Here is a 25,494-nt window from a genome sequence, read left to right on the forward strand (position 1 = left end):
TGATGTTAAAAGTATTCTTAATTTTTAAAGAAATGGTTTTTAAAAACCAATACTTTCAGAAGGCTTACCTATATTTTTAAGCGCAGCCATTTTAACTGCTGCAACAGCGCATTCAATTCCTTTGTTTCCTAATTTCCCTCCAGATCTATCTAAAGATTGTTGTTTTGTATTGTCTGTTAAAACACAGAAAATTACTGGAACATTGTATTTAGTGTTTAAATCTACAATACCTTGAGTAACGCCTTGGCAAACAAAATCGAAATGTTTTGTTTCTCCTTGTATTACGTTTCCAACAGCAATAATTGCATCAACTTGTTGCGATTGAATCATTTTTTTACAACCATAGACCAACTCAAAACTACCAGGAACATCCCAAGAAATTATGTTTTCTTTGTTTGCTCCACAATCAATTAAAGTATCTATTGCACCTTTGTGTAAGTTTTTTGTGATTTCAGGATTCCATTCTGAAACAACAATCCCAAATCGAAAAGATTTCGCATTTGGGATGGTTGTTTTATCGTAATAAGATAAATTGGTTGTTGCCATTCTTTTAGTTTCAAAGTTTCAAAGTTTCAAAGTTGAAAAATAAACTCAACATTTATAACTTAAAACTATTTTTTTGCATATTTAGCAGCAGCAATAAATTTTTCTATATTTCTACCTTGGTCAGATTTAGAATAATTTTCTTTAATCTTAGTAAATAATGCTTCTGCTTTGCTAAACTTCTTTAACTCTAAGGCAATTTGCCCTGCTTTAAATAAATATAATGGAGTTGTAAAAGTATTATCTTTTTTGTTAGCTGCTTTTTCATAGTAATCTAAAGCGTCTTCTAGTTGGTTAATGTCTGCAAAAGCATCACCAATAGCACCTAAAGAAACAGGTCCTAACATTTCATCATCAGAATTAAACTTGCTTAAATATTCTATTGCTTTGTCATATTTCTTCATTTGTAAATAAGAAACACCTGCATAATAGTTTGCTAAATTTCCTGCATCTGTTCCGCTATAAGAATCTGCAATATCTATAAAACCATATTTACCATCTGCACCTTCTAAACCTAAAGTTAACAAAGAATCTATACCAGAACCAGCTGTTGCAGCTTCGTCAAAATATTTTCTTGGAAAAGCTAATTCGTTAGAAGCTTCTAACTCATTTGGTTCTACTATGTATTTATTGTAACCTAAATAAGCTAAAAAGATTACAACAATTGCTATAAGTGCATAAAATAATGGTTTGCTGTTTTTCTCAATCCATTGCTCTGATTTAGAAGCAGTTTCATCTAAAGTGTTAAAAACTTCTGCAGTTGTGCTATCTATTTGCTCTGCTTGTTGTTGTTCTTTATTATTTTTTGGTTTGTATCCTCTCTTCTTGTATGTTGCCATCTTTCCTTAAAAATTAGTGCCGACAAAAATAGTTTTTTTAATTGGATTTTAAAAGCGGATAATTCGCAAAATTTTCAATAATTTGCAATTCATTTCTAAGACCTTTTATTATTGATGCATTTACAGAAAATTTCTTTAGTTAATTTTAAAAATATTGAATCGCAATCTTTTGATTTTCAGGAGAAAATAAATTGTTTTGTGGGTAATAATGGTGTTGGTAAAACCAATGTTTTAGATGCCATTTATTACTTGTCTTTTGCAAAAAGTTATTTTAATTCGGTTGCTGTTCAGAATATTAGACACGGAGAAGGGTTTTTTATGATTGAAGGCGATTACATTTTAAATGATAGAAATGAAAAAATACTCTGCAGTTTAAAAAAAGGACAGAAGAAAGTTTTAAAACGAAATGGAAAAAGCTATGAAAAGTTTTCTGAACACATAGGGCAAATTCCGTTGGTAATTATTTCGCCTGCGGATAGAGATTTGGTTACAGAAGGTAGTGATACAAGAAGAAAGTTTATAGATGGCGTAATATCGCAACAAAATAAAGCGTATTTACAAGATTTAATTGCTTATAATAAGGTGCTTTCTCAAAGAAATGCCTTGTTAAAATATTTTGCAGCAAATCGCGTCTTTGACACTTCAAACTTGGAGATTTATGATGAACAACTATCTGTATATGGATCAAGAATTTATGAGGTTAGAAAAGAGTTTTTAGAGAAGTTTATTCCTATTTTTAATAAAAAATATCAAATAATTTCTGGCGATAAAGAGCGTGTTAATTTAAAGTATAAGAGTCAGTTACACGATTTTTTAATTACGGATTTATTGCAGAAATATTTAGAGAAGGATAAAATTATTCAGTATACTACATCCGGAATTCATAAAGATGATTTGAGTTTTGAAATAGGCGCATATCCTATAAAAAAGTTTGGTTCTCAAGGGCAGCAAAAATCGTATTTAATTGCTTTAAAATTGGCTCAGTTTGAGTTTATTAAAGAGCAATCAAAAATAACTCCTATATTATTATTGGATGATATTTTTGATAAATTAGATGAAAACAGGGTTTCTCAAATTATCAATCTAGTTAATAATGATGAATTTGGCCAAATTTTTATCACAGATACACATTCTGAAAGAACAGAAAATATAATTAAAGAAAGTAAATCTTCTTATCAAATTTTTAAATTATAGTATTTTATTTAGTTTAAAAGTTTAAAGTTAAAAGTATCCAATAATCTAAACATCTAATAATCTAAATTAAAATGGCAAAAAGAGAAAACGATTCTTTTTCGATTCAAGATTTAATGAAATCCTTTATCAAAGAAAATAATTTGAGTAAAGGGATGCAAAAAATTAAAGTTGAAGAAACTTGGACAAAAATGATGGGACCAGGAGTTGCTACACATACAACTTCAGTAAGGTTGCAAAACAAAACTTTAATTATTCAACTGTCATCTTCAGTTTTACGCGAAGAATTAAGTTATGGAAAAGAGAAAATAATTAAATTGCTAAACGAAGAATTGGGTAGTGAGGTTATTTCTAAATTGATGTTGGTTTAGTTTTTGAGAATTAAACAAAAAAACTCACAACTTTCGTTGCGAGTTTTATCAAATATATTTTAGACTAAGAATTTCTAAAATTCTTTTTTATACTGAGCTTAATTTTGTGTTAAAATTGCTCTCTTCCAGAAAAGTGAAAGTTTCCTTCAATTGCTGCGTTTTCATCAGAATCAGAACCGTGTACAGCATTTTCTCCCATAGAAGTTGCGTATAATTTTCTAATAGTTCCTTCTGCAGCATCCGCAGGATTTGTAGCACCAATTAAAGTTCTAAAATCTTCTACAGCGTTATCTTTTTCTAAGATAGCAGCAACAATTGGTCCTCTTGTCATAAAGGCAACTAGTTCTTCAAAAAACGGACGCTCATTGTGCACAGCATAAAAAGTTTCAGCATCATTTTTTGTCATTTGAGTTTTTTTCATTGCTACAATTCTAAAACCTGCAGCGTTAATTTTTTCTAAAATTGCACCAGTATGTCCGTTTTCTACAGCATCTGGTTTAAGCATAGTAAATGTTCTATTTGTTGCCATTTTATTGACTTTTAAATTTCTTATTAATGAATGTGAAACTGTTCACAAATTTGGCGCGAAATTACATAATTTTTTTAATTAAATTGTATATTCGCCACTTATGATTTTAAAAGGATTTAACGAGTTAAAAAGCTTTCTTGCAAAACCAAGAAATATTGTAATTGTAGGTCATAGAAATCCTGATGGAGATGCAATGGGGTCTACTTTGGCTTTAAAATTGTATTTAGATAAAAAAGGACATAAGGCTACAGTAGTTGTACCAAATGAATATCCTGAGTTTTTGCATTGGTTGCCAGGTTCTAAAACTACCTATCGTTTTGATTGGCAAAACACTCAATCTCAAAGAGTTATAAAAAACGCTGAGATTATCTTTTTGCTAGATTTTAATGCTTTACACAGAGTTGGTTCTGATATGCAAAATACGTTAGAACAATATCCGAACGATTTTGCAATGATAGACCATCATCAGCAACCAGATGATGTAAAATATATGTATTCTGATGTTGAGATTTGCTCTACTTGCCAAATGGTGTATCAATTTATTGAAATGAATAATGATTTAAATTTGATAGATGCAGATATTGCTACTTGTTTGTACACAGGAATTATGACAGATACAGGTTCTTTCAGATTTCGCTCAACAACTAGTAAAACGCACAGAATTATTGCAGATTTAATTGATAAAGGCGCAGAGAATGATAAAATTCATAACAGCGTATACGATTGTAATTCATACAATAGACTGCTTTTGCTAGGTCAGGCATTAAGTAATTTACAAATTTTACCTTCTTACAAAACCGCTTACATTACTTTAACAACAGCAGAAAAAAAACGTTTCGATTTTCAGAAAGGAGATACAGAAGGTGTTGTAAATTATGCACTTTCTTTAAAAGGAATTGTGTTTGCAGCCATTTTTATTGAAGATAAAGAACAAGGAATTGTAAAAATATCTTTTCGCTCTAAAGGTAAGTTTTCTGTAAATCAATTTGCAAGAAATCATTTTAATGGAGGAGGACATGATAATGCTGCTGGCGGAAAATCAGAATTATCAATAGAAAAAACAGTAACCAAGTTTACATCACTTTTACCTGAATATCAAGAAGAATTACAAGCATCTTATGAAAATTAGCATTTTAATTTTTTGTGGTTTTTTAATAATTGGTTGCACTAAAGTAGAACCAAGAAGACCTATTGCTCCTAAACCATCAACCACTATCTTTAAAGAAACAATTAAAGAATCTAAAAAAATTAATAAGGTTGAAGATGATAAAATTATCAATCTAATAAAAAAAGATACTACAAGAAATTATCTAGTTTCTCCAAACGGATTTTGGTACACTTACATCAACAAAATTAATGAAGAGAAACCAACTCCAAAATCTGGTGATGTTGTTACACTAACATACAATATATCAAATTTAAACGATGTTGTTATTTATAGCAAACAAGAATTAGGAGAAAAAACATATAAAATTGACCAAGAAGATTTTATTTCTGCATTACAATCAGGAATAAAGTTGATGAAAGAAGGAGAAACCATTACATTTGTCATTCCATCATACAAAGCCTTTGGTATTACAGGTGATGGTCATAAAATAGGAATCAATCAATCAATAAAAAGTACAGTAACATTAATAAAAATTAAATAAACAATCAAAAAAATGAAAATTATAAAAAACATTTTAGCAGTAACAATTGTAGCATCTATGTTTTCTTGCGGAAACCAAGTAAAAGAAGTAAAATCTTTAGAAACCGAAATAGATTCAGTAAGTTATGCTGTAGGCTTATCTATGGCGGGTCAATTAAGAGCTGGTTTTTCTGAAGTAAATAAAGATGTTTTAATTCAGGCAATCAAAAACGGTGTAGATTCTACAAATTTGTTATTAAATATTAAAGATATTCAGCAAATTTTAAATCCTTATTTCCAAAAGAAACAAATGGCTAAAATGAAAGAGCAACAAGAAAAAGCCGCTAAAGAAGCTGAAGTTAAGTTTGGTCATATTAAAAAAGCAGGAGAAGAATTTTTGGCAAAAAATAAAACAGCTAAAGGTGTAAAAACTACTGCAAGTGGTTTGCAATATATTGTTCTAAAAGAAGGTAAAGGACCTTTAGTAAAACCGACTGATAAAATTAAAATTCATTACCATGGAACTACAATAGATGGTAAAGTTTTTGACAGTACTGTAGATAAAAACAAACCTTACGAAGCTACTGCTAATCAATTTATTGCAGGGTTTAATGAAGGTTTAACTTTAATGAAAAAAGGTTCTAAATATAAATTCTTTATTCCGCAAGAAATAGGATATGGAGCACAACAAAGAGGACAACTTATTTTACCTTTTTCTACTTTAGTTTTTGAAGTTGAAATATTAGAAATCAAAAAATAATTGAATGAAGAAATTTTTGTATTTTGTACTTTCTGTTAGCATATTAACATCTTGTAAACCAGAAAAATATGAAGGTTTAAAAGATGGATTGTATGCAGAAATTCAAACGAACAAAGGTGATATTTTATTAGAACTGTATGCTGATAAAGTACCAATGACGGTTGCAAACTTTGTTTCTTTGTCTGAAGGTACAAATTCTAAATTGGCAGATTCTTTAAAAGGAAAAAACTTTTATGAAGGACTTATTTTTCATAGAGTTGTACCTAATTTTGTAATTCAAGGAGGAGGTTTTACTGCTGATGGTAGAAAAAATCCTGGTTATGTTTTTGGTGATGAATTTCCAAAAAAAGAAAATGGAGATTTGTTGTATAGACACAATGATAAAGGAATTCTTTCTATGGCAAATGGTGGGCCTACAACAAATAATAGTCAGTTTTTTGTTACTCACAGACCCATTCCTCATTTAGATGGTAAGCATTCTGTTTTTGGAAAAACAATTGTAAATCCTACAGAATTAGAAGCTTTAAAATTAAAAATTAAAGATTCTTTGCAACTACAAAAAGCTAAAGATTCTGTAAGAATGGCTGTTGTTAACAAAATTGTTCAGAACGATACAATTATATCTATCAATATTTTAAAAGTGGGCGATAAAGCAAATGCTTTTAATGCAAGTGAAGTTTTTGATAAAGAGTTAGAAAAATTTGCAGTATCAGAAAAAGATAGAAAAGCAGCAGAATTAGAAGCAGACAAAGCTAGATACACTCAGTATTTGGTAGATAAGGAGAAGTTTTTAGGCAAAATGAATGTTGCAAAAGCTAAAAAAACGGCATCTGGTTTAAGAATTTTAAAGCTTAAAAATAATCCTTCAGGAAAAAAAGTGGATGAAAACAAACCCACTACAATAAATTATACATTGTATGTTTCTGATGGTAAAAAAATTCAATCTACAAAAGATATTAATGGCAAACCCTTTACTTTTAAAATAAATGACCCTCAAAGACCAATGATTGCTGGGTTTAAAGAAGGCTTGTTATCTCTTAGAAAAGGAGAAAAAGCAAGATTATTTATTCCATATTATATAGCTTATGGAGAAGATGCGTATGGACCTTTTCCTAAAAAAGCAGATTTAGTTTTTGAAATTGAAGTACTAAAAGTAGATAAATAATTTGTTAGAAGATTTGATACAAATTGATAAAAACCTTCTTGTTTTCTTAAATAATTTAGGAAATGAACAATGGGATCCAATTTGGTTGGTAATTACTAACCAATTATATTGGAGTCCATTGTTTATTTTTGTTTTTTACCTTATCATTAAATCTTTTGGATGGAAACGTGGAGGGTTTATGATTCTATCAATGATTATATTAGTTGCTTTTTCTGATCAGTTTACAAACTTTATAAAAAACTCTTTTCAACGTTTAAGACCTAATAACGATCCAGAAATTAAACATTTATTAAGAACTTTTATCAATCCTCAGAGTTATAGTTTTATGTCTGGTCACGCAACAACATCAACATTTTTTGCAGTTTATGTAATGTTATTGTTAAAAGATAAATACAAGTATATCACCTTTATTTTATTGTTTCCATTAATTTTTGCTTACAGCAGATTGTATTTAGGCGTACATTTTCCTATAGATATTTTAGTAGGAATTTTAATAGGAACCATTTTAGCAAATCTTTACTTTATCCTCTTTAAAAAGATTGATAAAAAACTCTTTACTTAGTTTTTTTATTGTTAAAATATAAATATTTTGTTGAATGATAAAAAGCACTCAATAAACTATCCATTTTCTTTGTTGTTAAAGGATAATTTTCTTTAATATCTGTTATGCTTTTTGTTTTTAAATTATACAATCCAGCAGTATTACTAATGTTTGTTTTTGAGTAAAATAAGCTGTCTTTTATTAAACCAACAGCCAGCTCTCCATTAAACATATGATAAATAAATGATGTAGTTTTATTAGGAATCGTATCTAATAAATTATTACCAAGTGTATAATTTGTATGATTAATTTTGGCTAAACTAGCTACTGTAGGAAACAAGTCTATTAATTTTCCATTTTTGGTAATTGTTGCTGGCTTCACAAATTTAGGTCCGTGAATAAAAAATGGAACGTGTTGTAATTCAATATTTAAATCGTATTCTTTGGTGTAGTTTTCAGTTCTTTTCATAGCAGTATTATGATCGCCAAAAAACACAAAAATAGTATTGTCATAATATCCAGACTTTTTTGCTCTATGTAAGAATTTATCAATATTAAAATCTAAATATCTTAATGCATTTAACTGCGCAATAGATTTAAAGCCCGATTTTTCTAACAAAGAATCATCAATTTCATCCTCTTTTAAAGGAGTAAAACTTTCCTTTTTGTCTGGAACTGTAAACGGAATATGATTTGAAGCCGTTTGAATGTAAGCTATAAACGGTTTATCTTCTTTAGATAATTTTTCTAATACTTTGTTAGATTCTTTAAACAGTTCATAATCATCAATCCCCCAAACATCGGCTCTTTTTTCTGTTTGATAACTACCTTCTTCAAATATTTTTAGTCCGTTAATATTCGATTGAAAAACACTTCTAATATTTGCCCAATTTGCACTTCCTCCTAAAAAATACAACTTTTCGTAACCATTAAACTGATCAAAAATAATTCGCTGATCTTGTATCAAAGGATTTCTAGATGCTGTTCTCACGTTTTCGACATCTGGCAAACCAGTAACGCTTGCAAAAACACTTGCTGCTGTACCCGATTTATGAACATAAAAATTAGAAAAACTCAAGCTGTTTTTAATAATAGCATCCATTTTAGGAGTAGTGTTTATAGGATTTCCGTATAAACTCATTGGTTTTACTCCAACAGATTCCATCATTACAATTACCACATTTGGTTTTTTTGTAAAAGTAGCATCAAAAACAACTTTTCTCTCAAAAGAAACTTTGTCTTTTGACAAGTTTAAATGTTTTGCAATTATTGGATAATATTTTTTGAATTCACTCATATTAACACCTTCACTTCGATATGCAAAACTGTCGAAAAAATATAAAACAGGATTCAAAGCAAACTGATTTACTGCGTTCTTTTTAGAAAAAAAAGCTTCGCTCCAGCGCAAAGGATAATGTGTTATACTATTATAAATTCCGTAAGATAAAAGTAAAATTGCACCAATAAAATAGACAACTTTTAGTTTTTTTGATATGGTTTTATGCTCATTAGAAAACTTATTATATACAAATTTAGAAAGTCTAAAAATAAAATAACAAAGAACTATAATTCCAAATATTCCCTTGTAAATAGGATAACTTTCAACTAAAACTTGACCAGATATTTTTAAATTACTCAAAAATCGAAGAGAAGAAGCATCTAAACGAATACTCAAATAATCATAGTAACCAAAATCGAAAAGATAAAATAATACAAGAATTAAATAGGCGACTACTAAATAAGTATTTGCAATTTTCTTGTAAAATTTCTTTTGAAAAAACCGATAGTTAACAATTAAAATTAAAATTGCTAATGGAAAAAAAGTAATTACTGCAAGTTTAATATCAAAACGAATACCCAACCAAAAAGCTCTTTGAATTTCTGTTGCTGAAGCATTTTCTAATTGAGCAAAGAGAAGGTAAAAAAGAATTCTAAAAGTAAAACAATATATAAAAAGTAAAAAAACATTTATAAAAATGTATTTAATATAATTAGGAATTCTCTTTAGCATTATAAATATTTATAGATGCAAAGATATTTATTTTTCATTATTAATTGAGGTATAAAAATTTTGAATTCTTTTTTACGTTTGTTAAAAAAATGCATATAAAAAAAGCCTTATCAAAAATGATAAGGCTTTAGATTTAGCTATGATAAATTTTTTATCTTTTTGAGAACTTTTTAGTAAAAGAACGTTGACCGTCATTAACCATTAAAATATATATGCCCGTTTTTAAACCATTAATTCTAATTGCATTTCTATTTACTTGTCCACTTTTAACAGTTTGCCCTAATAAGTTTGCAATTTTAAAGCTAGCTTTTCTATTATCTCTTAATTGAACATTGATAAAATTAGTAGCCGGATTTGGATAAACTGTAGCATCAAAAATTGCTTTTTCTTCACCCAATTCACCATCAGCAATAATTACTTTTCCAGTATTTTTTGCTGATGCACCAATATTAACTGTATAATCTTCAACCTCACCATAATTAAATGTTTCACAAGCTGTTGGAGCAGAATCCCATTTCATAGAAACACGCATTCTTGTTGTACCTATTAAAGCAGAAGAAGGCACAGCAAATGTGTAAGATAAATTACCTGCGCTAGAAGAAGAACCGCTAACAACTTGTTCTGCGCTTTCAAAAGTTCCGTTTTTATTAAAATCGATCCAAACTCTCCAGTGTTCTGTATAAGAAGAACCAGCAAAACCAGCACTTACAATAATTGTGTTATTTCCAATTGAAAGATTTCCAGTTTGAGAAGTAAAATCTCCATAACCACTGTTTGCAGTAGTTGCATTAGAAATTCCTCCAATTACAACATTATCTATATATTCATAATTTACATTACTTCCTTTAGAAGAACAATAAGAAATAGCGTTTGGTAATGTTGTAACAGCAACAGCATTACTTGCAGCAGATTCATTACCAGCACCATCTTTTGCTTTTACAGTAAATGAATAAGCTGTAGCAGCAGTTAAACCAGTAGCTTGATAATTTGTTGTTGCTACAGTTGAAATTTTAGTTGAACCTCTATAAACATCATAACCAGTTACTGCAACATTATCTGTTGATGCAGACCAAGCTAAATTAACAGAAGTTTGAGTTGTATTACTAGCAACTAAACTATTTGGTGCTGTAGGAGCTTGTGTATCTAGAGGTGTTAATGTTGTAACAGCAACAGCATTACTTGCAGCAGATTCATTACCAGCACCATCTTTTGCTTTTACAGTAAATGTATAAGCAGTAGCAGCTGTTAAACCAGTAGCTTGATAATTTGTTGTTGCTACAGTTGAAATTTTAGTTGAACCTCTATAAACATCATAACCAGTTACAGCAACATTATCTGTTGAAGCAGACCAAGCTAAATTAACAGAAGTTTGCGTTATATTACTTGCAACCAAACTACTTGGAGTAGAAGGAGCTTGTGTATCGGGAGTAGAACCACCATCTATTGTATGGTTTCCTAAACCACTAAATGTATCTTTTGCTAGTGAATTCCATTGAGCAACAGTATATGTGGTTTTTGGACTTTTTACAGATGATTTTCTTTGTAAAGTTACGTCTTTACCAAAATTTGCACTACTACCAAATACACCAATAACATCAATTAAAACATTATTTTTAAATAAACCAACTGCATCATTTCCGTTAAAAGACATTACTCCACTTCCAGAAGTTTGTTGGGCTTTATTTTTAACTGTAGCAGATGCACTTGTGTGTGCAATAACGTGAACTTTTCCGTTTAAAACTTGTCCAGTTAAAGCTAAAGTTCCCGTCCAAGAACCAGCACCGTTAGTTTGCTTTTTTAATGTATAACTAGATAAATTAACAGTACTTCCTGTAAAGTTAGCAATTTCAATTGCCTTGTTATAAGAAGATCCTTCTACATATTCAGAAATTAATAACTCAGTTGTATTTCCTCCGCTAGAACCTGCTGTAGTTGTAACATTTACAGCATTGCTAGCTGCAGAAATATTATTGGCAGCATCTTTTGCTTTTATTGTAAATGTATAAGCAGTTGCAGCAGTTAAACCTGTAACTTGATAATTAGTGTTTGTAGTTGTAGCTACTAAAGTGTTTCCGTTAAAAACTTGATATCCAGAAACAGCAACATTATCTGTGGATGCAGACCAAGCTAAATTAACAGAAGTTTGCGTTGTATTACTTGCAACCAAACCAGAAGGAGCAGTTGGTGCTTGAGTGTCAGCAGAACTATTGCCAAATTTATCTTCAGCTTGCGGACCACCCCAAATTTGAGTTGCAAATGCAGGATTGTCTATAAATGGATTTCTATTTCCTTGTAAAGTTACAAGAATAGGGTTACGTTGTTTTTCTAGGTCAGAAACTGGATCCTGAGCATTCCATTCTAAAAGTAAATTAATCATATTAGAATCTGATGAATTTGCTGTACCTACTGCTACATTTTTTGGCAATGTTTGGTTGCCGTAACGTAAATACATATACATCATCATACGAGCAACATCGCCTTTCCATTCATCACCAGGATACCAATGTCCAGCAGAAGTAATTCCAGAATTACCAGAACCAGCAGCAAATTTTCTGTTGCTTCTAGATGAGTTTCTTTGCGCATCGCAAGGACGTAAATTGTGTGCATCTGCACCAGCTCCAGAAGTTCCTAAATTAGGATTTGCCAAAGATTTTGCATACACATGCTCTCGGTTCCAAACACCAGAACCACCACCATTATTGTCTTTTCCGCGAGTTCTATCGTTGGTAATATCAGCATCAGCATCATTCCAACCATAAATTAATAAAACTTTTGTATTGTCTGTTGGGTCTAAATCTGTTTGTTTTAAAGCATTCCATACACCAGGTGTATAAGACAAATTTGTTGTGTGTGTACTAATAATTTTTACAGCCAAAGCGTCTTTTAAAGCTGTACCAGTTTGATTTAAGTTTACATCATTGTAATAAGATGGAATTTGTGAAAATGCTGATAATGAAATTAACAGCAACATTAGAGGTAATAATTTTTTCATAATAAATAAATTGAGGGATTAAATTGTTTATACCATAAAATTAATAGAAATTAGAAAAGCTTAAACCCATACAAATACTTAGTTATTAACTAAATATTAACAATCAAATTTTAAGGAAAATAATAGAAAAAATTGGTTAAATTTGCGGCTAACAAACCCGAAAAAGAATATGAAAATATCATACAATTGGTTACAACAGTTTTTACAGGTAGATTGGAAACCTGTTAAAACAGGAGAATTGTTAACCGATTTAGGATTAGAGGTAGAAGGTATTGAAACCAAAGAATCTATAAAAGGAAGTTTAGAAGGTGTAGTAATTGGCAAAGTTTTAACCTGTAAACAGCATCCTAATGCAGATAGATTAAAAATCACAACAGTTAATTTGGGTGCTAAAGAACCAGTACAAATTGTTTGTGGTGCACCTAATGTTGCTGCTGGTCAAACAGTATCTGTAGCAACTATAGGTACTACTTTATATGATGATAAAGGTAATGGCCTTAAAATAAAGAAAGGCAAGATTAGAGGAGAAGAAAGTTTTGGAATGATTTGCGCTGAAGACGAATTAGGTCTTGGAAAAAGTCATAATGGAATTCTAGTTTTAGATGATAAAATAAAAGCGGGTACACCAGCTGCAGAAGTTTTTAATATTGAAACCGATTATGTTTTTGAAATTGGATTAACTCCCAACAGATCTGATGCAATGAGTCATTTTGGTGTTGCTAGAGATTTAAGAGCAGGTTTAATTCAAAAAGACATTAAATTAGAATTAATTTCTCCTTCTGTTTCAGATTTTCATGTAGATGAAAGAACTTTACGTTTTGATGTAGAAGTAGAAAATAAAGATTTAATTCCTCGTTATTGCGGAATTACCATTACAGATATTGAAGTTAAAGAATCTCCAGAATGGATTCAAAACCGATTAAAAGCGATTGGTTTAACACCAAAAAATAATATTGTAGACATTACAAATTATGTATTGCATGAATTGGGACAACCATTACACTCATTTGATGCTCAGAAAATTAAAGGAAATAAAATTTTAGTAAAAACTTTAGAAGAAGGAACTAAATTTACCACTTTAGATGAAGTTGAAAGAGAATTATCATCAGAAGATATTATGATTTGCGATGCAGATTCTAATCCTCTTTGTATTGGTGGTGTTTTTGGCGGGCAAAAATCTGGAGTTACAGAAAATACAACATCAATCTTTTTAGAAAGCGCTTATTTTAATCCTGTTTCTATTAGAAAAACAGCAAAAAGACACGCTTTAAATACAGATGCTTCCTTTCGTTTTGAACGTGGTATTGATATTAATATGACAGAATATGCTTTAAAAAGAGCTGCTTTATTAATAGAAGAATATGCTGGTGGAAAAATGGGTTCTGATGTTTCTGATTTTTATCCAGAAAAATTAGAAGACTTTCAAGTATTTTTATCTTACGAAAATGCTTATAGATTAATTGGTCAGGAAATTCCGAAAGAAACCATTAAAAACATTTTAGCTTCTTTAGAGATTAAAATTAATAGTGAAACTGCTGGTGGTTTAGGCTTAACAATTCCTTCTTATAGAACTGATGTTCAGCGTGAAGCAGATATTATAGAAGAAATTTTAAGAGTTTACGGTTATAATAATATCGAGTTTTCTCACAAATTAAATACATCAATTTCTTTTGATTCTAACAAAGAAACCAAGGTCGAAAATATTACAGCCAATCAATTGAGTGCTTTAGGTTTTAACGAAACTATGGCTAATTCATTAACAAAACCTGAATATGCAAATTTATCAGAAAACATTAATGAAACTGCTAATGTAGAAATGTTAAATCCGTTAAGTAACGATTTAAAAGTAATGCGTCAATCACTATTATTTAGTGGTTTAGAATCTGTTGCCTATAACATTAACAGAAAAAACAATGCTTTGCAGTTTTATGAGTTTGGGAAAACGTATCATAAATACAATGAAAAGTATGAAGAAAATAAACATTTAACACTTTTTGTTACAGGCAATAGAAATAAAGAAAGCTGGAATCTTACTAATAAATCTTCTGATTTCTTTTATTTAAAAGGGATTATAACTTCTGTATTAAATAGATTAGGAATTGATAAATTTAAATCATCACCAACAAAACAAGATGTGTTTTCTGAAGGAATATCACTGGGTTTAGGTAAAATAAAACTGGTTGAATTTGGTGTTATAAAACATTCTGTTTTAAAAGAGTTTGGTATTAAACAAGAAGTTTTATTTGCTGATTTTAATTGGGATACCATTTTAAAGTTGGTTGGTAATAAGAAAATAAAAGTTTCTGATTTACCTAAGTTTCCTGCTGTTAAAAGAGATTTAGCTTTGTTGTTAGATGTTAAAACTGAATTTAAGGAAGTATATAATTTAGCTTTTCAGTCAGAAAGAAAATTATTAAAAGAAGTAGATTTATTTGATGTTTATGAAGGAGATAAATTGCCAGAAGGTAAAAAGTCTTATGCCGTAAGTTTTTTATTACAAGACGAATCTAAAACTTTAGCAGACAAACAAATAGATAAAATAATGCAAAAATTACAACAGTCATTTGAAAAGAATTTAGATGCTGTTTTAAGATAATAATATTTAATGTAATAATTTAACCAATTACACAATTTAACAATTAAACAGATAAAGTGTATAAGCTACTAATTCGCCCAATATTATTTTTATTCGACCCAGAAAAGGTACATTATTTTACGTTTTCTTTGATTAGAATTTTATGCAAAATACCTTTTGTAGCATCAATTTTTAGAGAAATTTATCAAGCAAAAAATAAAAAGTTAGAGCGTAATTTATTTGGTTTAACTTTTAAGAATCCTGTGGGTTTAGCTGCTGGTTTTGATAAAAATGCAGTGTTGTATAATGAACTTGCTAACTTTGGTTTTGGTTTTATAGAAATAGGCACAGTAACGCCTAAAGGACAAATTGGGAACCCTAAGAAAAGATTATTCCGTTTAAAAGACGATAAAGGAATAATCAATAGAATGGGCTTTAATAATGATGGTGTAGAAGCAGCAATTATCAACCTAAAAAAGAATAAAGGTAACGTTATCATTGGAGGGAATATTGGTAAAAATACAGCTACAAAACCAGAAGATTATACCAAAGATTATTTAGAAGTTTTTTCTGAATTACATCCTTATGTAGACTATTTTGTATTGAATGTAAGTTGCCCAAATGTGGGGAGTCACGCAAAATTAAATGATAAAGATTATTTGGTAGAATTGATCACTGAATGTCAAAAATTAAATAATCAGCAAGAAAAACAAAAACCTATTTTACTAAAAATTGCTCCAGATTTAAATAATGTTCAACTAGATGAAATTATAGCATTGGTTGCAGAAACAAAAATAGATGGAGTTATTGCTTCAAATACATCTACTTCTAGAGATCATTTAAAAGTATCTAAAGAGCGTTTGCAAGAAATTGGTAATGGAGGTGTAAGTGGTTTGCCAATAAAAAATCAGAGTACAAAAGTAATCAAATATTTAGCAGATAATTCTAACAAATCATTTCCAATAATAGGAGTAGGAGGTGTACATTCTGCCAAAGATGCTTTAGAAAAGTTAAATGCTGGCGCAGATTTAGTACAGGTTTACACGGGTTTTATTTATGAAGGACCAAGTTTAATTAAAAGAATAAACAAAGCAATTTTGGCTAATTCTTAATTTTTAAGTTGATATTAAAAATAGTATTTTGCCACTATGTTTGAAACTCTTTTTTCTTTTGCAATTGCAACATTAATTTTAGCATTATCTCCTGGACCTGATAATATTTTTGTGTTAACACAAAGTATTGTAAACGGACGTAAATATGGTTTAGCAACAGTTTTTGGTTTAGTTTCTGGATGCTTAGTTCATACAACACTTTTAGCTTTTGGAGTTTCGGCAATTATAAAAGAATCTGAAAATTTATTTTTTATGATCAAACTTTTTGGTGCTATTTACTTATTGTATTTGGCTTTTAAAGTTTTTAAAAGCGACGCAAAAATTGCGTTGACATCAGAAAATATAGAAAAGAAAACTACCACACAATTGTTTAAACAAGGATTTGTAATGAATGTTTTAAACCCAAAAGTTTCTATTTTCTTTTTGGCATTTTTTCCAGGATTTTTATTTAGCAAAACCTTAAGCAATGTTTTGCAATTCTACGTTTTAGGATGCTTATTTATGTTAGTATCTTTAATTGTTTTTTCTTTGATAGCAATACTTGCAGGAGCTATTTCTGAACAGTTAAAGCAACATAAAAATATTGGCTTATATTTAAAATGGGCTCAAATAGTAGTATTTATTTTTATAGCAATTTTTATTTTGATATAAAAAAATCTCAAGCTTTCACTTGAGATTCTTAATGTTTTAGAAAGAAATTCAATTTACATTGCTCCCCATTCTTTTAATGAAGCTTTATTCATTTTTATATATCCTGCATTTTTAGCAATTTCTGCATATTTTAATGAAGCTTTTGCAGCTTTTATTGCTTCTTTTTTATTTCCTGCTTTTGCGTGAATTAAAGATTGTTGACGTAAAAACCAAAACCGAGGTTTATCTGAAGTCATAGCAACCGCTTTGTCAATCCATTTTTGTGCTTTTTTAATGTCTTTGCCTGCTTGTAAATAATAAACAGCAGCAGCATACATATCGTTGGCAGTTGGTCCATTCATTATTTTATTAATACTTTTAGAAACCATAGCATCTGTTGGAGTTTCAAACTTTAAACCCACATAAACATTTTCCCACATAATACCTACAACTGCAGAATTGTTTGTTAAATCATCAAAAGAAATCGTAAAGGTTTCTATTGGCATTGGCATTTTAAAAGGTGTTACTTTTACTTTTGCAGCAACTTTAGTTTCGTCCCATTTTCTTGGAGTCCCCCAATTTTTTGCATCAGAATATAAAATAATGTCCCAAGATTTTTCTCCAGGAATTGTATACAAAGCATACGTTCCTTTTTTCATTTTTTTTCCATCAACAGTAAAATCAGTAGAAAAAGTCAACTTGGTATTTGCATTTGCACCAGTTCTCCATACTTTTCCGTAATCTACTAAACCACCAAATATTTTTCTTTTTTTCATACTTGGTCTAGAATACTCTAAAGTTACATCTGTTAAACCTACTTTTTGTTCAATTTTTTGAAAAGGACTAGGTGCAGGGGTTTTAATTTGAGCGTTTGTAGAAAAAGAAATTGCTACTACAAATAAGCTTACTAATATTTTTTTCATAATACGGGTTGTTTTTTTAGTTATCTTTTCAAAATTACGATTTCAAAAAAAGAGAATTGTTAACAAAACCTTAAAATAAGGGATTGTATATTTGCTGATATTTTATTATTGATGAAAAAATACATATCAGAATTTATTGGAACATTTTCTATGATTTTTTGCGGAACAGGAGCAATGACTGTTAATGAAGTTACAAATGGAGGTGTTACGCACGTAGGTATTGCAATTACTTGGGGATTAATTGTTATGGCAATGATTTACGCTTTTGGAGAAACTTCTGGGGCACATTTTAACCCTGCAGTTTCTATTGCTTTTGCGTATGCAAAAAAGTTTTCTTGGAAAGAAGTTCCTAAATATATTATTTCTCAAGTTTTGGGTGCATTTGCAGCAAGTTTAATTCTTTGGTTTTTGTTTCCTACGAGTGAGTTTTTAGGAGCTACAATACCCACTGTAGATGTTTGGCGAGCATTTGTTTTAGAGTTATTATTAACTTTTTTTTTAATGGTTGTTATCATTAACGTATCTACAGGAAGTAAAGAAATTGGTGTTGTTGCAGGAATCGCCATTGGTGCAGTTGTTTTGTTAGAAGCTATGTTTGCGGGCCCAATTACAAATGCTTCTATGAATCCTGCAAGATCTTTGGCACCAAATATAGTTTCTGGTAATATTGCTAATTTATGGTTGTATATGATTGCGCCAATTTTAGGAGCTTTGTTGGCTGTTGTTTCTTGTAAATTAGTAAAAGACGATAATTGTTGCGCAGATGAAAACTGTTAGTATTTTAGGTTGTGGTTGGTTAGGAAAACCATTGGCAATTTCTTTATTAGATAAAGGATATTTTGTAAAAGGTTCAACTACATCTGTAAGTAAAGTTGATGCATTAAAATCGGTAAATATTACTCCTTTTTTAGTTGATATTTCTTCGGATAAAAATTTTGATGATTTTTTAAATGCAGATATTTTAATCATAGCCATTACTTCTAAAGATGTAGTTGGTTTTAAAAATTTGATTTCTCAAATAGAAAAATCATCCATACAAAAAGTTATTTTTATTTCTTCAACTTCTGTGTATGAAAGATTAAATAGAATAATGACAGAAAAGGATGAAGTTTTAGAAACTCCGTTATCAAAAATCGAAAACTTATTTAAACAAAATACTTTTTTTGAAACCACAATTGTTCGTTTTGCTGGTTTGTTTGGCGGAGAAAGACATCCTGCAAATTGGTTTAAAAACGGACGTAAAATTCCACAGCCAAAAGGTTTTGTAAATATGATTCATCAAGAAGATTGTATCAATATTATAGTAAAAATTATTAATCAAAATTGTTTTAATGAAACTTTTAATGCTTGTTCTAATCATCATCCAACAAGAAAAGAATTTTACACAAAAGCAAAATTAAGCAAAGGTTTTGAGGTTCCAGAATTTGCTGAAAATGAAGAATTACAATGGAAAATTATAGCCTCAGAAAAAGTACAGAAAGTTTTAAATTACACTTTTATTTATGATAATTTATTAGAGATTTGAGTTTTAAAGTAACAAAGTAACAAAGTAACAAAGTTGATAAAGCTGTAAAGTTTTAAAGTAATAAAGTTGTAGAGTAAAAAAGTTTTCATTTTTGCTAAAAACTAAAAACTAACAATACTTCCTTTTTCTTAAATAATTAAAAACAAACCCAAAAATTGCCAATAAAATTAAAGGCAAAATAACATTTAAAAATTGCCAAAACCTTCTTTCTTTAAAGGCTTTTTGCTTGTCTAACATTCTAATTTGTAGTGTTTTATTTCTTAGGTTGATTAAGCCAGAATCATCTAAAAGATAATCTATCGTATTTAGTAAAAAATCTTTGTTGCCAAAAGTCTGGTTTGTCCATTTGTCTCTGGCTAAATCGTAAGGTTTTCCTTTTAAAATTTGATTCTTTCCAATATCACCATCAGCAATAATTACCATTTTATTATTGACAGAATTTTCTTTAAAAAGTGAAGTTTCAAAAGGTTTTACACGATTCTTGTAAGCAGAATTAAAATCACCTTCTAACAAAACCGCAAACAATTGATTTCCGTTTTTGTAATCGTTTTCAACAACTTCAGCTGCTATAGATTTAAGTTCTATGAAATTAGGAGTTCCTACTTTTTGCGTTAACAAAGAGCTGACTAATAAAGGTGTTTTTTTTATGTTATTTTTAAGTGTATCTATTTGATTTGCAAACTGTAATCTTACTGGCGAAATGTTTTTTGTAATAGCATGATTTGGGTTTCCACCCACCAAAGGATGAAAAAACCATTCTAAGTTTTTAAACTGAGTTTGATTGCCAATTTTACCAGTTGCTAACGGAATTTGAGCTGCGTATAAATCTTTAATTAAAGTAGTGTTGATGCGAATTCCGTAAGAAAAGAGCAAGTCTGTTAGATTTAAATCTCTAGGATAAGCCAACATTTTTCCGCCATTAAATAAACTATCTTGGTCTGCTTGCACATTGTCTAACATCCACAAAGTTTTTCCGCCATTGGCAATAAACTGATCTAGCGTAAATTTTTCTTTTTCAGAAAACTTTTGAGTGGGTTTGGCTATAATTGCTAAATCTAAAGCACTTAAATCTTGTAATGTTTGCTGTGCATTTGTAGCTACAGAATCTAAAGTAAACTTTGCTAATCTGTATTTTTTAGCCACTTCACTTAAAAAACTATATTGATAAATGTCTTGTAACTCCCCATTTCCTGTAAGTACAGCAACTTTTTTTTCCTTTTTTTGAGTGATGGAATTTATTGCATTCGAAAAACTATATTCTAAATTTTCAATAGCTTTTTGTAATTGTTCTTCTTGATTAGCAACAATTGCATTTGGCAACAAAGAAACAATGGTAGATTTTTTTTGATACAAAACTTCTGCCCAAGGAAAAATAATTGCTTCAGACAATTTGCCATCTTCTTCAACAGTTAATTGGCTTGGCATCATTCCTCTTTTAATTAATTCTTCACGTTGATGATCAGGATTTTCAAAATTGATAACGATGTTCGAATTTTTAGCAGCTAACTCTTCTAAATATTGACGCGTTTCTGCTTGTAATCTTTTAAATTCTGAAGGAAAATCGCCTTCTAAATAAACGCTTATAAATAAGTTTTTATCAACTTTAGAAATAATATTTTTAGTAGTTTTAGAAAGTGTGTAACGTTTATCGGCAGTTAAATCATAACGTTTGTAAAATGATTGATTGATGAAATTTAGAACCACTAAAACAATCCATAGAAAAACAATATTTTTTACTTTTTTATTCATAGTCTAAACGCGTTTTAGTGATGAATAAAAAGAAAAAAGTTACACTCAAAAAATAGATGATATCTCTAGTATCAATAACACCTCTAGAGATACTTTTAAAATGTTCGTTAATTCCTATTTTTTTAACGGTTAAATCATTTCCTAAAGAGTTAGAAATGGCATCAAATCCGTAGAATAAAATAAAAGTGATAAAAATGCCTAATATAAATGCAACAATCTGATTTTTTGACAAAGTTGATGTAAATAATCCAATGGATGTATAGGTTGATGCTAAAAATAACAAGCCAATATAAGAGCCAATTGTACTCCCAAAATCTATATTTCCTGTTGGATTTCCCAAACTAAAAACCGTGTAAACGTATGTTAGAGTTGGAATTAAAGCCACAATAACTAATAGGAGTGAAGCCCAAAATTTACCCAAAACAATTTGCCAATCAGAAATAGGTTTTGTTTTTAAAAGTTCTATGGTTCCGCTGCTAAATTCATCGGCAAAAGATTTCATTGTAATTGCTGGAATTAAAAACAGAAAAACCCAAGGTGCTAAAAAGAAAAACGAATTTAAATCTGCAAAACCAGCATTTAAAATATTAAAATCGTCTTTAAAAACCCAAAGAAACAAACCGTTAATCAGCAAGAAAACACCAATAACCAAATAGGCAATCGGACTTGCAAAAAACGGGTTGAATTCTTTTTTTAGGATTGGGAACATTTTATTTTCTTCTAACTTCTAACTTCTAACTTCTAACTTTATTGTAAACTTACCTTTTTATCTACACTCCAAGCTAAAGGTTTGTCGTTAAAGAATACTTTTGTTTTTGCCCAAACTTCTTTAAATAACTCAGAATTTCTATAGTTTTCTAAATCTTGTTCTTTTTCCCAGTAAGAATAGGTGAAAAAGATTTCAGGATTTATTTTATCTTGATATAATTCTAACAATAGACATCCTTCAAAGGTTCTAATAAGCGTTTTATTTTCTTTAAACATTACTAAAAAATCATCAATGTATTTTTTATGAAAACTCATTTTTACAATTCGTACAAACATAGTTTTTTAAGTTAACGGTGTAAAATTGGGTTGTGAATCATTGATAAAATCAATAATAATTGGATCTCTATAATTCAATCCTAAAAGAGTAGAAGCACCACCAACTGTACCTAAATTACTTCTGTAAATGGCAATTTCTAAAAAACCAGCAGCGTTAAAAATGGCTAGTTTACTACCATCATATTGTATGCTATCATGAGCACTAGTACCTGCAATTTCATTATATTTTGTAAAAATTTTCTCAAAAGAATAACGTCTAGCAGTGGCTATAAATCGTCTGCCTTTTCCAATTTCTTGAAACATTTTTTTACTGATATTGGTAATTACATTTCCATAATTATCAATATAAACAACACCTCCTTTAATTTGATTTTTGTCCTGATTAACTTTAGGTTGAATTTCAATTAACTTTTTAAACTCAAAAATTTCTTTTCCAATTACCGTTAGATTTCCACCTCTAGCAATAAAACAAGCCACTTTTACAAAAACATCTAATACAGGAAAACTACTTTCAATTCTATTATGAATATTAATTTCTACAATTTTTGTAGGTTTAATTTCTGAGGCAATCATAGAAATTAATCCGTTATCTGGGCATACAAAAAAATGATGATCTAATTCTAAAGCAATGTGTTTATTGTCGGCACTTAATTCAGAATCTACACCAACAATATGTATGGTTCCATTAGGAAAACTTTTGTAAGAGTTTTTTAAAATATAAGCAGTTTCAGTAATGTTAAAAGGCGATATTTTATGTGTAATATCTACAATTTTGGCATCAGAAAGTTCTGAGTAAATAGCTCCTTTAACAGCGCCAACAAAGTGGTCTTTGGTTCCAAAATCGGTGGTTAATGTAATAAAAGACATTAAATATTAGCTGTTAATGAATTGTGTAAAAGTTGTTAACTATTTTACGCAAATCTAATCATTTTAGTAATTTTAATTGCTATTTTTAGTTGAAATATAATTGTAATTCACTAATAAAAAATAAACATTTGAACGAACGCATTATAGAGCTTACAGAAATCAGTCCTAAAGATTTTTTTGGCGCGCATAATAGTACAATAGAGCAATTAAAAAGATACTTTCCAAAAATTAAAATTGTAGCTCGTGGGTCTAACCTTAAAATTTATGGAGAATCGGATATTTTAGATGAGTTCGAAATTCGTTTAGAACGTTTAATTAAGTATTTTAATCGTTATAACAAGTTGGATGAAAATAGCATTGAACGTATTTTAACATCAAAAGGAAATGAAGAAAAAACAATTGCAGCTAAAAATGCCAAGGATGTTTTAGTGCATGGTGTTAACGGAAAGTTGGTAAAAGCACAAACAGAAAACCAACGTAAAATGGTTTCTTTAATGAGTAAGAATGATATGTTATTTGCAGTTGGACCAGCAGGAACAGGAAAAACATATACAGCTGTTGCTTTGGCTGTAAAAGCGTTGAAAGAAAAAGAAGTTAGAAGAATAATTTTAACAAGACCCGCAGTAGAATCTGGCGAAAATTTAGGGTTTCTTCCTGGCGATTTAAAAGAAAAATTAGACCCTTATATGCAGCCTTTGTATGATGCTTTGCGAGATATGATTCCGCATGAAAAATTAGAATCTCATTTAGAAAAAGGAGTTATACAGATTGCACCTTTAGCATTTATGCGCGGACGAACTTTAGACAATGCCTTTGTAATTCTAGACGAAGCACAAAACACAACCCACAATCAAATGAAAATGTTTTTAACAAGAATGGGTAAAAATGCCAAGTTTATTATTACAGGAGATCCAGGTCAAATAGACTTGCCAAGAAAACAGGTTTCTGGTTTAAAAGAATCTTTATTGGCACTAAAAGATATTGTAGGAATTGCTCAGGTACATTTAGATGATAAAGATGTGGTAAGACACAGGCTAGTAAAGAAAATTATTACAGCTTATAAAAGTATAGAAACTGAGTAGTAAAAAAATGAAAATGATATAGTTTTTAATGGAGTATAAAAGTGATTTTATTGAAAGAGAAGTCCAAAAAATAATTCTTTTTCTTAAAAACATTCTAGTTAAAATATCAAAAAAAGGAGATATAGATCTCATTTTGGTATCATTTAATGAAGCGTTAAAAAGAAAACTAGATTTTGGTTTTTATGAAATTTTAGAATTAAATGATGTCGATTTAAAAAAGAAAATTAGCGGAGTAGATGTTGTTATTTTAGAAGGCTTATTAAAAGTAATTTATGAAATTGCAAAAAAAGAAAAACCAAACTTAGAATTTGATAAGTTAAAAAGAGTTTCTCTAATACTATTATTAGAAATAGAAAATAAATCTTCTGTATATTCTCTAGAAAGGCAGCAGTTAAAAAACTATTTTAAATCTCAATAAAAAAGAAATTGAAAGCTTATTTTTGCGCTCACAACAACACAACAAAAAATGAATACAATTAACGAAACGAATTTTCAGTTTCCAAATCAAAAATCTGTTTACAAAGGTAAAGTAAGAGAAGTTTATAACATAAATGATGAACTTTTGGTAATGGTTGCCACAGATAGATTATCTGCTTTCGATGTTATTTTACCACGTCAAATTCCGTTTAAAGGGCAAATTTTAAATCAGATTGCTACCAAAATGATGAAAGATACAGCAGATATTGTTCCTAATTGGTTAATTTCTAATCCAGATGAAAACGTTGCCATAGGTCATTTGTGTGAAACTTTTAAAGTAGAAATGGTTATTCGTGGTTATTTGTCTGGTCATGCAGCCCGTGAATATAAAGCTGGTAAAAGAGTTCTCTGTGGCGTTAAAATGGCAGAAGGTTTAAAAGAAAACGATAAATTTCCTGAACCCATAATTACACCATCAACCAAAGCAGCTAATGGTGAACATGATGAAGATATTTCTCGTGAAGAAATTTTATCAAAAAAAATAGTTTCTGAAGAAGATTATATTGTTTTAGAAAAATATACAAAAGCATTATTTAAAAGAGGAACAGAAATAGCGGCTTCTCGCGGATTAATTTTAGTGGATACTAAATATGAATTCGGTAAAACTAAAGATGGTAAAATTGTATTGATTGATGAAATTCATACGCCAGATTCTTCTCGTTATTTTTATGCAGATGGATATGCAGAACGTCAAGAAAAAGGAGAAGTTCAAAAACAATTATCAAAAGAATTTGTGCGCCAATGGTTAATAGAAAATGGTTTTCAAGGAAAAGAAGGGCAGCAAATTCCAGAAATGTCAGATGAAAAAATCACCGAAATTTCTAATAGATATATAGAATTGTATGAGCAAATTACAGGAGAACCTTTTGTAAAAGCTTCTACAGAAAATGTTTTAAATAGAATTGAGAAAAATGTAAATTCTTTTTTGAACTTAGATTAAT

At 29.5% G+C, this 25,494-nt stretch carries 25 protein-coding genes; 15 read left to right on the forward strand and 10 right to left on the reverse strand.

From position 1 onward, the window contains the following. Positions 1 to 39: 39 nt before the first annotated feature. Both ribH and ACY2RX_RS00890 read right to left on the reverse strand, forming a co-directional pair. Positions 40 to 546, reverse strand: a complete 507-nt coding sequence (gene ribH / locus ACY2RX_RS00885) for a 6,7-dimethyl-8-ribityllumazine synthase (protein WP_490102067.1) — start codon at positions 544 to 546, stop codon at positions 40 to 42. A gap of 65 nt (positions 547 to 611) precedes the next feature. Continuing rightward, positions 612 to 1,382, reverse strand: coding sequence for a tetratricopeptide repeat protein (locus ACY2RX_RS00890; RefSeq protein WP_490102068.1), 771 nt, complete (start codon positions 1,380 to 1,382; stop codon positions 612 to 614). A 114-nt stretch (positions 1,383 to 1,496) separates the two neighbouring features. Between ACY2RX_RS00890 and recF the strand changes: the two genes are divergently transcribed. Further along, the gene (gene recF / locus ACY2RX_RS00895) at positions 1,497 to 2,576 is read left to right on the forward strand and encodes a DNA replication/repair protein RecF (protein WP_490102069.1); all 1,080 of its coding nucleotides are present in this window, start codon (positions 1,497 to 1,499) and stop codon (positions 2,574 to 2,576) included. A gap of 71 nt (positions 2,577 to 2,647) precedes the next feature. After that, positions 2,648 to 2,944, forward strand: a complete 297-nt coding sequence (locus ACY2RX_RS00900) for a DciA family protein (RefSeq protein WP_490102070.1) — start codon at positions 2,648 to 2,650, stop codon at positions 2,942 to 2,944. 109 nt (positions 2,945 to 3,053) lie between these two features. Here ACY2RX_RS00900 and ACY2RX_RS00905 read toward each other — a convergent pair whose 3' ends face one another. Beyond that, positions 3,054 to 3,473, reverse strand: a complete 420-nt coding sequence (locus tag ACY2RX_RS00905) for a nucleoside-diphosphate kinase (RefSeq protein WP_490102071.1) — start codon at positions 3,471 to 3,473, stop codon at positions 3,054 to 3,056. A 100-nt stretch (positions 3,474 to 3,573) separates the two neighbouring features. On the opposite strand from ACY2RX_RS00905, the gene ACY2RX_RS00910 reads away from it, so the two are divergent. The 5 genes from ACY2RX_RS00910 to ACY2RX_RS00930 are packed head-to-tail and all read left to right on the forward strand — an operon-like array spanning position 3,574 to position 7,587. Further along, positions 3,574 to 4,602: a DHH family phosphoesterase gene (locus tag ACY2RX_RS00910; RefSeq protein WP_490102072.1), complete on the forward strand. Its 1,029-nt coding sequence runs from the start codon at positions 3,574 to 3,576 to the stop codon at positions 4,600 to 4,602. Next, on the forward strand, positions 4,592 to 5,122 hold the full coding sequence (gldI, locus tag ACY2RX_RS00915) for a gliding motility-associated peptidyl-prolyl isomerase GldI (RefSeq protein ID WP_490102073.1): 531 nt from the start codon (positions 4,592 to 4,594) through the stop codon (positions 5,120 to 5,122). The genes ACY2RX_RS00910 and gldI overlap by 11 nt, the downstream gene beginning before the upstream one ends. 12 nt (positions 5,123 to 5,134) lie before the next feature. Next, the gene (locus ACY2RX_RS00920) at positions 5,135 to 5,860 is read left to right on the forward strand and encodes an FKBP-type peptidyl-prolyl cis-trans isomerase (protein WP_490102074.1); all 726 of its coding nucleotides are present in this window, start codon (positions 5,135 to 5,137) and stop codon (positions 5,858 to 5,860) included. A 4-nt stretch (positions 5,861 to 5,864) separates the two neighbouring features. Next, on the forward strand, positions 5,865 to 7,025 hold the full coding sequence (locus ACY2RX_RS00925; RefSeq protein WP_490102075.1) for a peptidylprolyl isomerase: 1,161 nt from the start codon (positions 5,865 to 5,867) through the stop codon (positions 7,023 to 7,025). Position 7,026: 1 nt separating this feature from the next. Further along, a complete protein-coding gene (locus ACY2RX_RS00930; protein WP_490102076.1) occupies positions 7,027 to 7,587 on the forward strand; it encodes a phosphatase PAP2 family protein in 561 nt (186 codons plus the stop codon). Here the strand turns inward: ACY2RX_RS00930 and ACY2RX_RS00935 are convergent. Further along, complete coding sequence (locus ACY2RX_RS00935; RefSeq protein WP_490102077.1) at positions 7,580 to 9,577, reverse strand: LTA synthase family protein; 1,998 nt, start codon at positions 9,575 to 9,577, stop codon at positions 7,580 to 7,582. The two genes, ACY2RX_RS00930 and ACY2RX_RS00935, sit on opposite strands and share 8 nt — an antisense overlap. A 151-nt stretch (positions 9,578 to 9,728) precedes the next feature. Further along, positions 9,729 to 12,569 (reverse strand): endonuclease, encoded by a 2,841-nt coding sequence (locus ACY2RX_RS00940; protein ID WP_490102078.1) that lies wholly within the window; start codon positions 12,567 to 12,569, stop codon positions 9,729 to 9,731. Positions 12,570 to 12,738: 169 nt separating this feature from the next. Between ACY2RX_RS00940 and pheT the strand changes: the two genes are divergently transcribed. From pheT to ACY2RX_RS00955, 3 genes are read left to right on the forward strand one after another with little or no spacing between them, the layout of a single operon-like run. Then, complete coding sequence (gene pheT / locus ACY2RX_RS00945) at positions 12,739 to 15,165, forward strand: phenylalanine--tRNA ligase subunit beta (RefSeq protein ID WP_490102079.1); 2,427 nt, start codon at positions 12,739 to 12,741, stop codon at positions 15,163 to 15,165. Between the two features lie 56 nt (positions 15,166 to 15,221). Continuing rightward, the gene (locus ACY2RX_RS00950) at positions 15,222 to 16,256 is read left to right on the forward strand and encodes a quinone-dependent dihydroorotate dehydrogenase (protein ID WP_490102080.1); all 1,035 of its coding nucleotides are present in this window, start codon (positions 15,222 to 15,224) and stop codon (positions 16,254 to 16,256) included. 36 nt (positions 16,257 to 16,292) lie between these two features. Further along, positions 16,293 to 16,907, forward strand: a complete 615-nt coding sequence (locus ACY2RX_RS00955) for a LysE family translocator (RefSeq protein WP_490102081.1) — start codon at positions 16,293 to 16,295, stop codon at positions 16,905 to 16,907. Between the two features lie 53 nt (positions 16,908 to 16,960). Here ACY2RX_RS00955 and ACY2RX_RS00960 read toward each other — a convergent pair whose 3' ends face one another. Continuing rightward, positions 16,961 to 17,809 carry a DUF2911 domain-containing protein gene (locus tag ACY2RX_RS00960; RefSeq protein ID WP_490102082.1) on the reverse strand — a complete coding sequence of 283 codons (849 nt, stop codon included), beginning with the start codon at positions 17,807 to 17,809 and terminating at the stop codon, positions 16,961 to 16,963. Positions 17,810 to 17,920: 111 nt separating this feature from the next. Here ACY2RX_RS00960 and ACY2RX_RS00965 point away from each other — a divergent pair, with 111 nt between their 5' ends. Together ACY2RX_RS00965 and ACY2RX_RS00970 are read left to right on the forward strand one after the other, a co-directional pair. Further along, positions 17,921 to 18,586, forward strand: a complete 666-nt coding sequence (locus ACY2RX_RS00965) for an MIP/aquaporin family protein (RefSeq protein WP_490102083.1) — start codon at positions 17,921 to 17,923, stop codon at positions 18,584 to 18,586. Beyond that, positions 18,573 to 19,334 carry a Rossmann-fold NAD(P)-binding domain-containing protein gene (locus ACY2RX_RS00970; protein WP_490102084.1) on the forward strand — a complete coding sequence of 254 codons (762 nt, stop codon included), beginning with the start codon at positions 18,573 to 18,575 and terminating at the stop codon, positions 19,332 to 19,334. Before ACY2RX_RS00965 ends, ACY2RX_RS00970 begins: the two co-directional genes overlap by 14 nt. 108 nt (positions 19,335 to 19,442) lie before the next feature. On the opposite strand, the gene gldG is transcribed toward ACY2RX_RS00970, so the two are convergent. From gldG to ACY2RX_RS00990, 4 genes are read right to left on the reverse strand one after another with little or no spacing between them, the layout of a single operon-like run. After that, a complete protein-coding gene (gene gldG, locus ACY2RX_RS00975; protein WP_490102085.1) occupies positions 19,443 to 21,083 on the reverse strand; it encodes a gliding motility-associated ABC transporter substrate-binding protein GldG in 1,641 nt (546 codons plus the stop codon). Then, positions 21,076 to 21,792: a gliding motility-associated ABC transporter permease subunit GldF gene (gene gldF, locus ACY2RX_RS00980; protein ID WP_490102086.1), complete on the reverse strand. Its 717-nt coding sequence runs from the start codon at positions 21,790 to 21,792 to the stop codon at positions 21,076 to 21,078. Before gldF ends, gldG begins: the two co-directional genes overlap by 8 nt. 38 nt (positions 21,793 to 21,830) lie before the next feature. Further along, entirely contained in the window at positions 21,831 to 22,127 is a 297-nt protein-coding gene (locus ACY2RX_RS00985; protein WP_490102087.1) for a putative quinol monooxygenase, read from the reverse strand. A gap of 6 nt (positions 22,128 to 22,133) precedes the next feature. After that, entirely contained in the window at positions 22,134 to 22,994 is an 861-nt protein-coding gene (locus tag ACY2RX_RS00990; RefSeq protein ID WP_490102088.1) for an SAM hydrolase/SAM-dependent halogenase family protein, read from the reverse strand. Positions 22,995 to 23,122: 128 nt separating this feature from the next. On the opposite strand from ACY2RX_RS00990, the gene ACY2RX_RS00995 reads away from it, so the two are divergent. From ACY2RX_RS00995 to ACY2RX_RS01005, 3 genes are read left to right on the forward strand one after another with little or no spacing between them, the layout of a single operon-like run. Further along, positions 23,123 to 24,076 (forward strand): PhoH family protein, encoded by a 954-nt coding sequence (locus tag ACY2RX_RS00995; RefSeq protein WP_490102089.1) that lies wholly within the window; start codon positions 23,123 to 23,125, stop codon positions 24,074 to 24,076. A 28-nt stretch (positions 24,077 to 24,104) separates the two neighbouring features. Continuing rightward, the gene (locus tag ACY2RX_RS01000; protein WP_490102090.1) at positions 24,105 to 24,494 is read left to right on the forward strand and encodes a hypothetical protein; all 390 of its coding nucleotides are present in this window, start codon (positions 24,105 to 24,107) and stop codon (positions 24,492 to 24,494) included. Positions 24,495 to 24,542: 48 nt separating this feature from the next. Beyond that, the gene (locus tag ACY2RX_RS01005; RefSeq protein WP_490102091.1) at positions 24,543 to 25,493 is read left to right on the forward strand and encodes a phosphoribosylaminoimidazolesuccinocarboxamide synthase; all 951 of its coding nucleotides are present in this window, start codon (positions 24,543 to 24,545) and stop codon (positions 25,491 to 25,493) included. Position 25,494: the final 1 nt, after the last annotated feature.

Source organism: Polaribacter sp. 2405UD43-2 (assembly GCF_058147125.1).

Bases quoted from the DNA above. Each gene is read 5' to 3' on its own strand.
- ribH (WP_490102067.1), bottom strand. From the start codon at position 546: ATGGCAACAACCAATTTATCTTATTACGATAAAACAACCATCCCAAAT.
- ACY2RX_RS00890 (WP_490102068.1), bottom strand. From the start codon at position 1,382: ATGGCAACATACAAGAAGAGAGGATACAAACCAAAAAATAATAAAGAA.
- recF (WP_490102069.1), top strand. From the start codon at position 1,497: ATGCATTTACAGAAAATTTCTTTAGTTAATTTTAAAAATATTGAATCG.
- ACY2RX_RS00900 (WP_490102070.1), top strand. From the start codon at position 2,648: ATGGCAAAAAGAGAAAACGATTCTTTTTCGATTCAAGATTTAATGAAA.
- ACY2RX_RS00905 (WP_490102071.1), bottom strand. From the start codon at position 3,473: ATGGCAACAAATAGAACATTTACTATGCTTAAACCAGATGCTGTAGAA.
- ACY2RX_RS00910 (WP_490102072.1), top strand. From the start codon at position 3,574: ATGATTTTAAAAGGATTTAACGAGTTAAAAAGCTTTCTTGCAAAACCA.
- gldI (WP_490102073.1), top strand. From the start codon at position 4,592: ATGAAAATTAGCATTTTAATTTTTTGTGGTTTTTTAATAATTGGTTGC.
- ACY2RX_RS00920 (WP_490102074.1), top strand. From the start codon at position 5,135: ATGAAAATTATAAAAAACATTTTAGCAGTAACAATTGTAGCATCTATG.
- ACY2RX_RS00925 (WP_490102075.1), top strand. From the start codon at position 5,865: ATGAAGAAATTTTTGTATTTTGTACTTTCTGTTAGCATATTAACATCT.
- ACY2RX_RS00935 (WP_490102077.1), bottom strand. From the start codon at position 9,577: ATGCTAAAGAGAATTCCTAATTATATTAAATACATTTTTATAAATGTT.
- ACY2RX_RS00940 (WP_490102078.1), bottom strand. From the start codon at position 12,569: ATGAAAAAATTATTACCTCTAATGTTGCTGTTAATTTCATTATCAGCA.
- pheT (WP_490102079.1), top strand. From the start codon at position 12,739: ATGAAAATATCATACAATTGGTTACAACAGTTTTTACAGGTAGATTGG.
- ACY2RX_RS00955 (WP_490102081.1), top strand. From the start codon at position 16,293: ATGTTTGAAACTCTTTTTTCTTTTGCAATTGCAACATTAATTTTAGCA.
- ACY2RX_RS00960 (WP_490102082.1), bottom strand. From the start codon at position 17,809: ATGAAAAAAATATTAGTAAGCTTATTTGTAGTAGCAATTTCTTTTTCT.
- ACY2RX_RS00965 (WP_490102083.1), top strand. From the start codon at position 17,921: ATGAAAAAATACATATCAGAATTTATTGGAACATTTTCTATGATTTTT.
- ACY2RX_RS00970 (WP_490102084.1), top strand. From the start codon at position 18,573: ATGAAAACTGTTAGTATTTTAGGTTGTGGTTGGTTAGGAAAACCATTG.
- gldG (WP_490102085.1), bottom strand. From the start codon at position 21,083: ATGAATAAAAAAGTAAAAAATATTGTTTTTCTATGGATTGTTTTAGTG.
- gldF (WP_490102086.1), bottom strand. From the start codon at position 21,792: ATGTTCCCAATCCTAAAAAAAGAATTCAACCCGTTTTTTGCAAGTCCG.
- ACY2RX_RS00985 (WP_490102087.1), bottom strand. From the start codon at position 22,127: ATGTTTGTACGAATTGTAAAAATGAGTTTTCATAAAAAATACATTGAT.
- ACY2RX_RS00990 (WP_490102088.1), bottom strand. From the start codon at position 22,994: ATGTCTTTTATTACATTAACCACCGATTTTGGAACCAAAGACCACTTT.
- ACY2RX_RS01000 (WP_490102090.1), top strand. From the start codon at position 24,105: ATGGAGTATAAAAGTGATTTTATTGAAAGAGAAGTCCAAAAAATAATT.
- ACY2RX_RS01005 (WP_490102091.1), top strand. From the start codon at position 24,543: ATGAATACAATTAACGAAACGAATTTTCAGTTTCCAAATCAAAAATCT.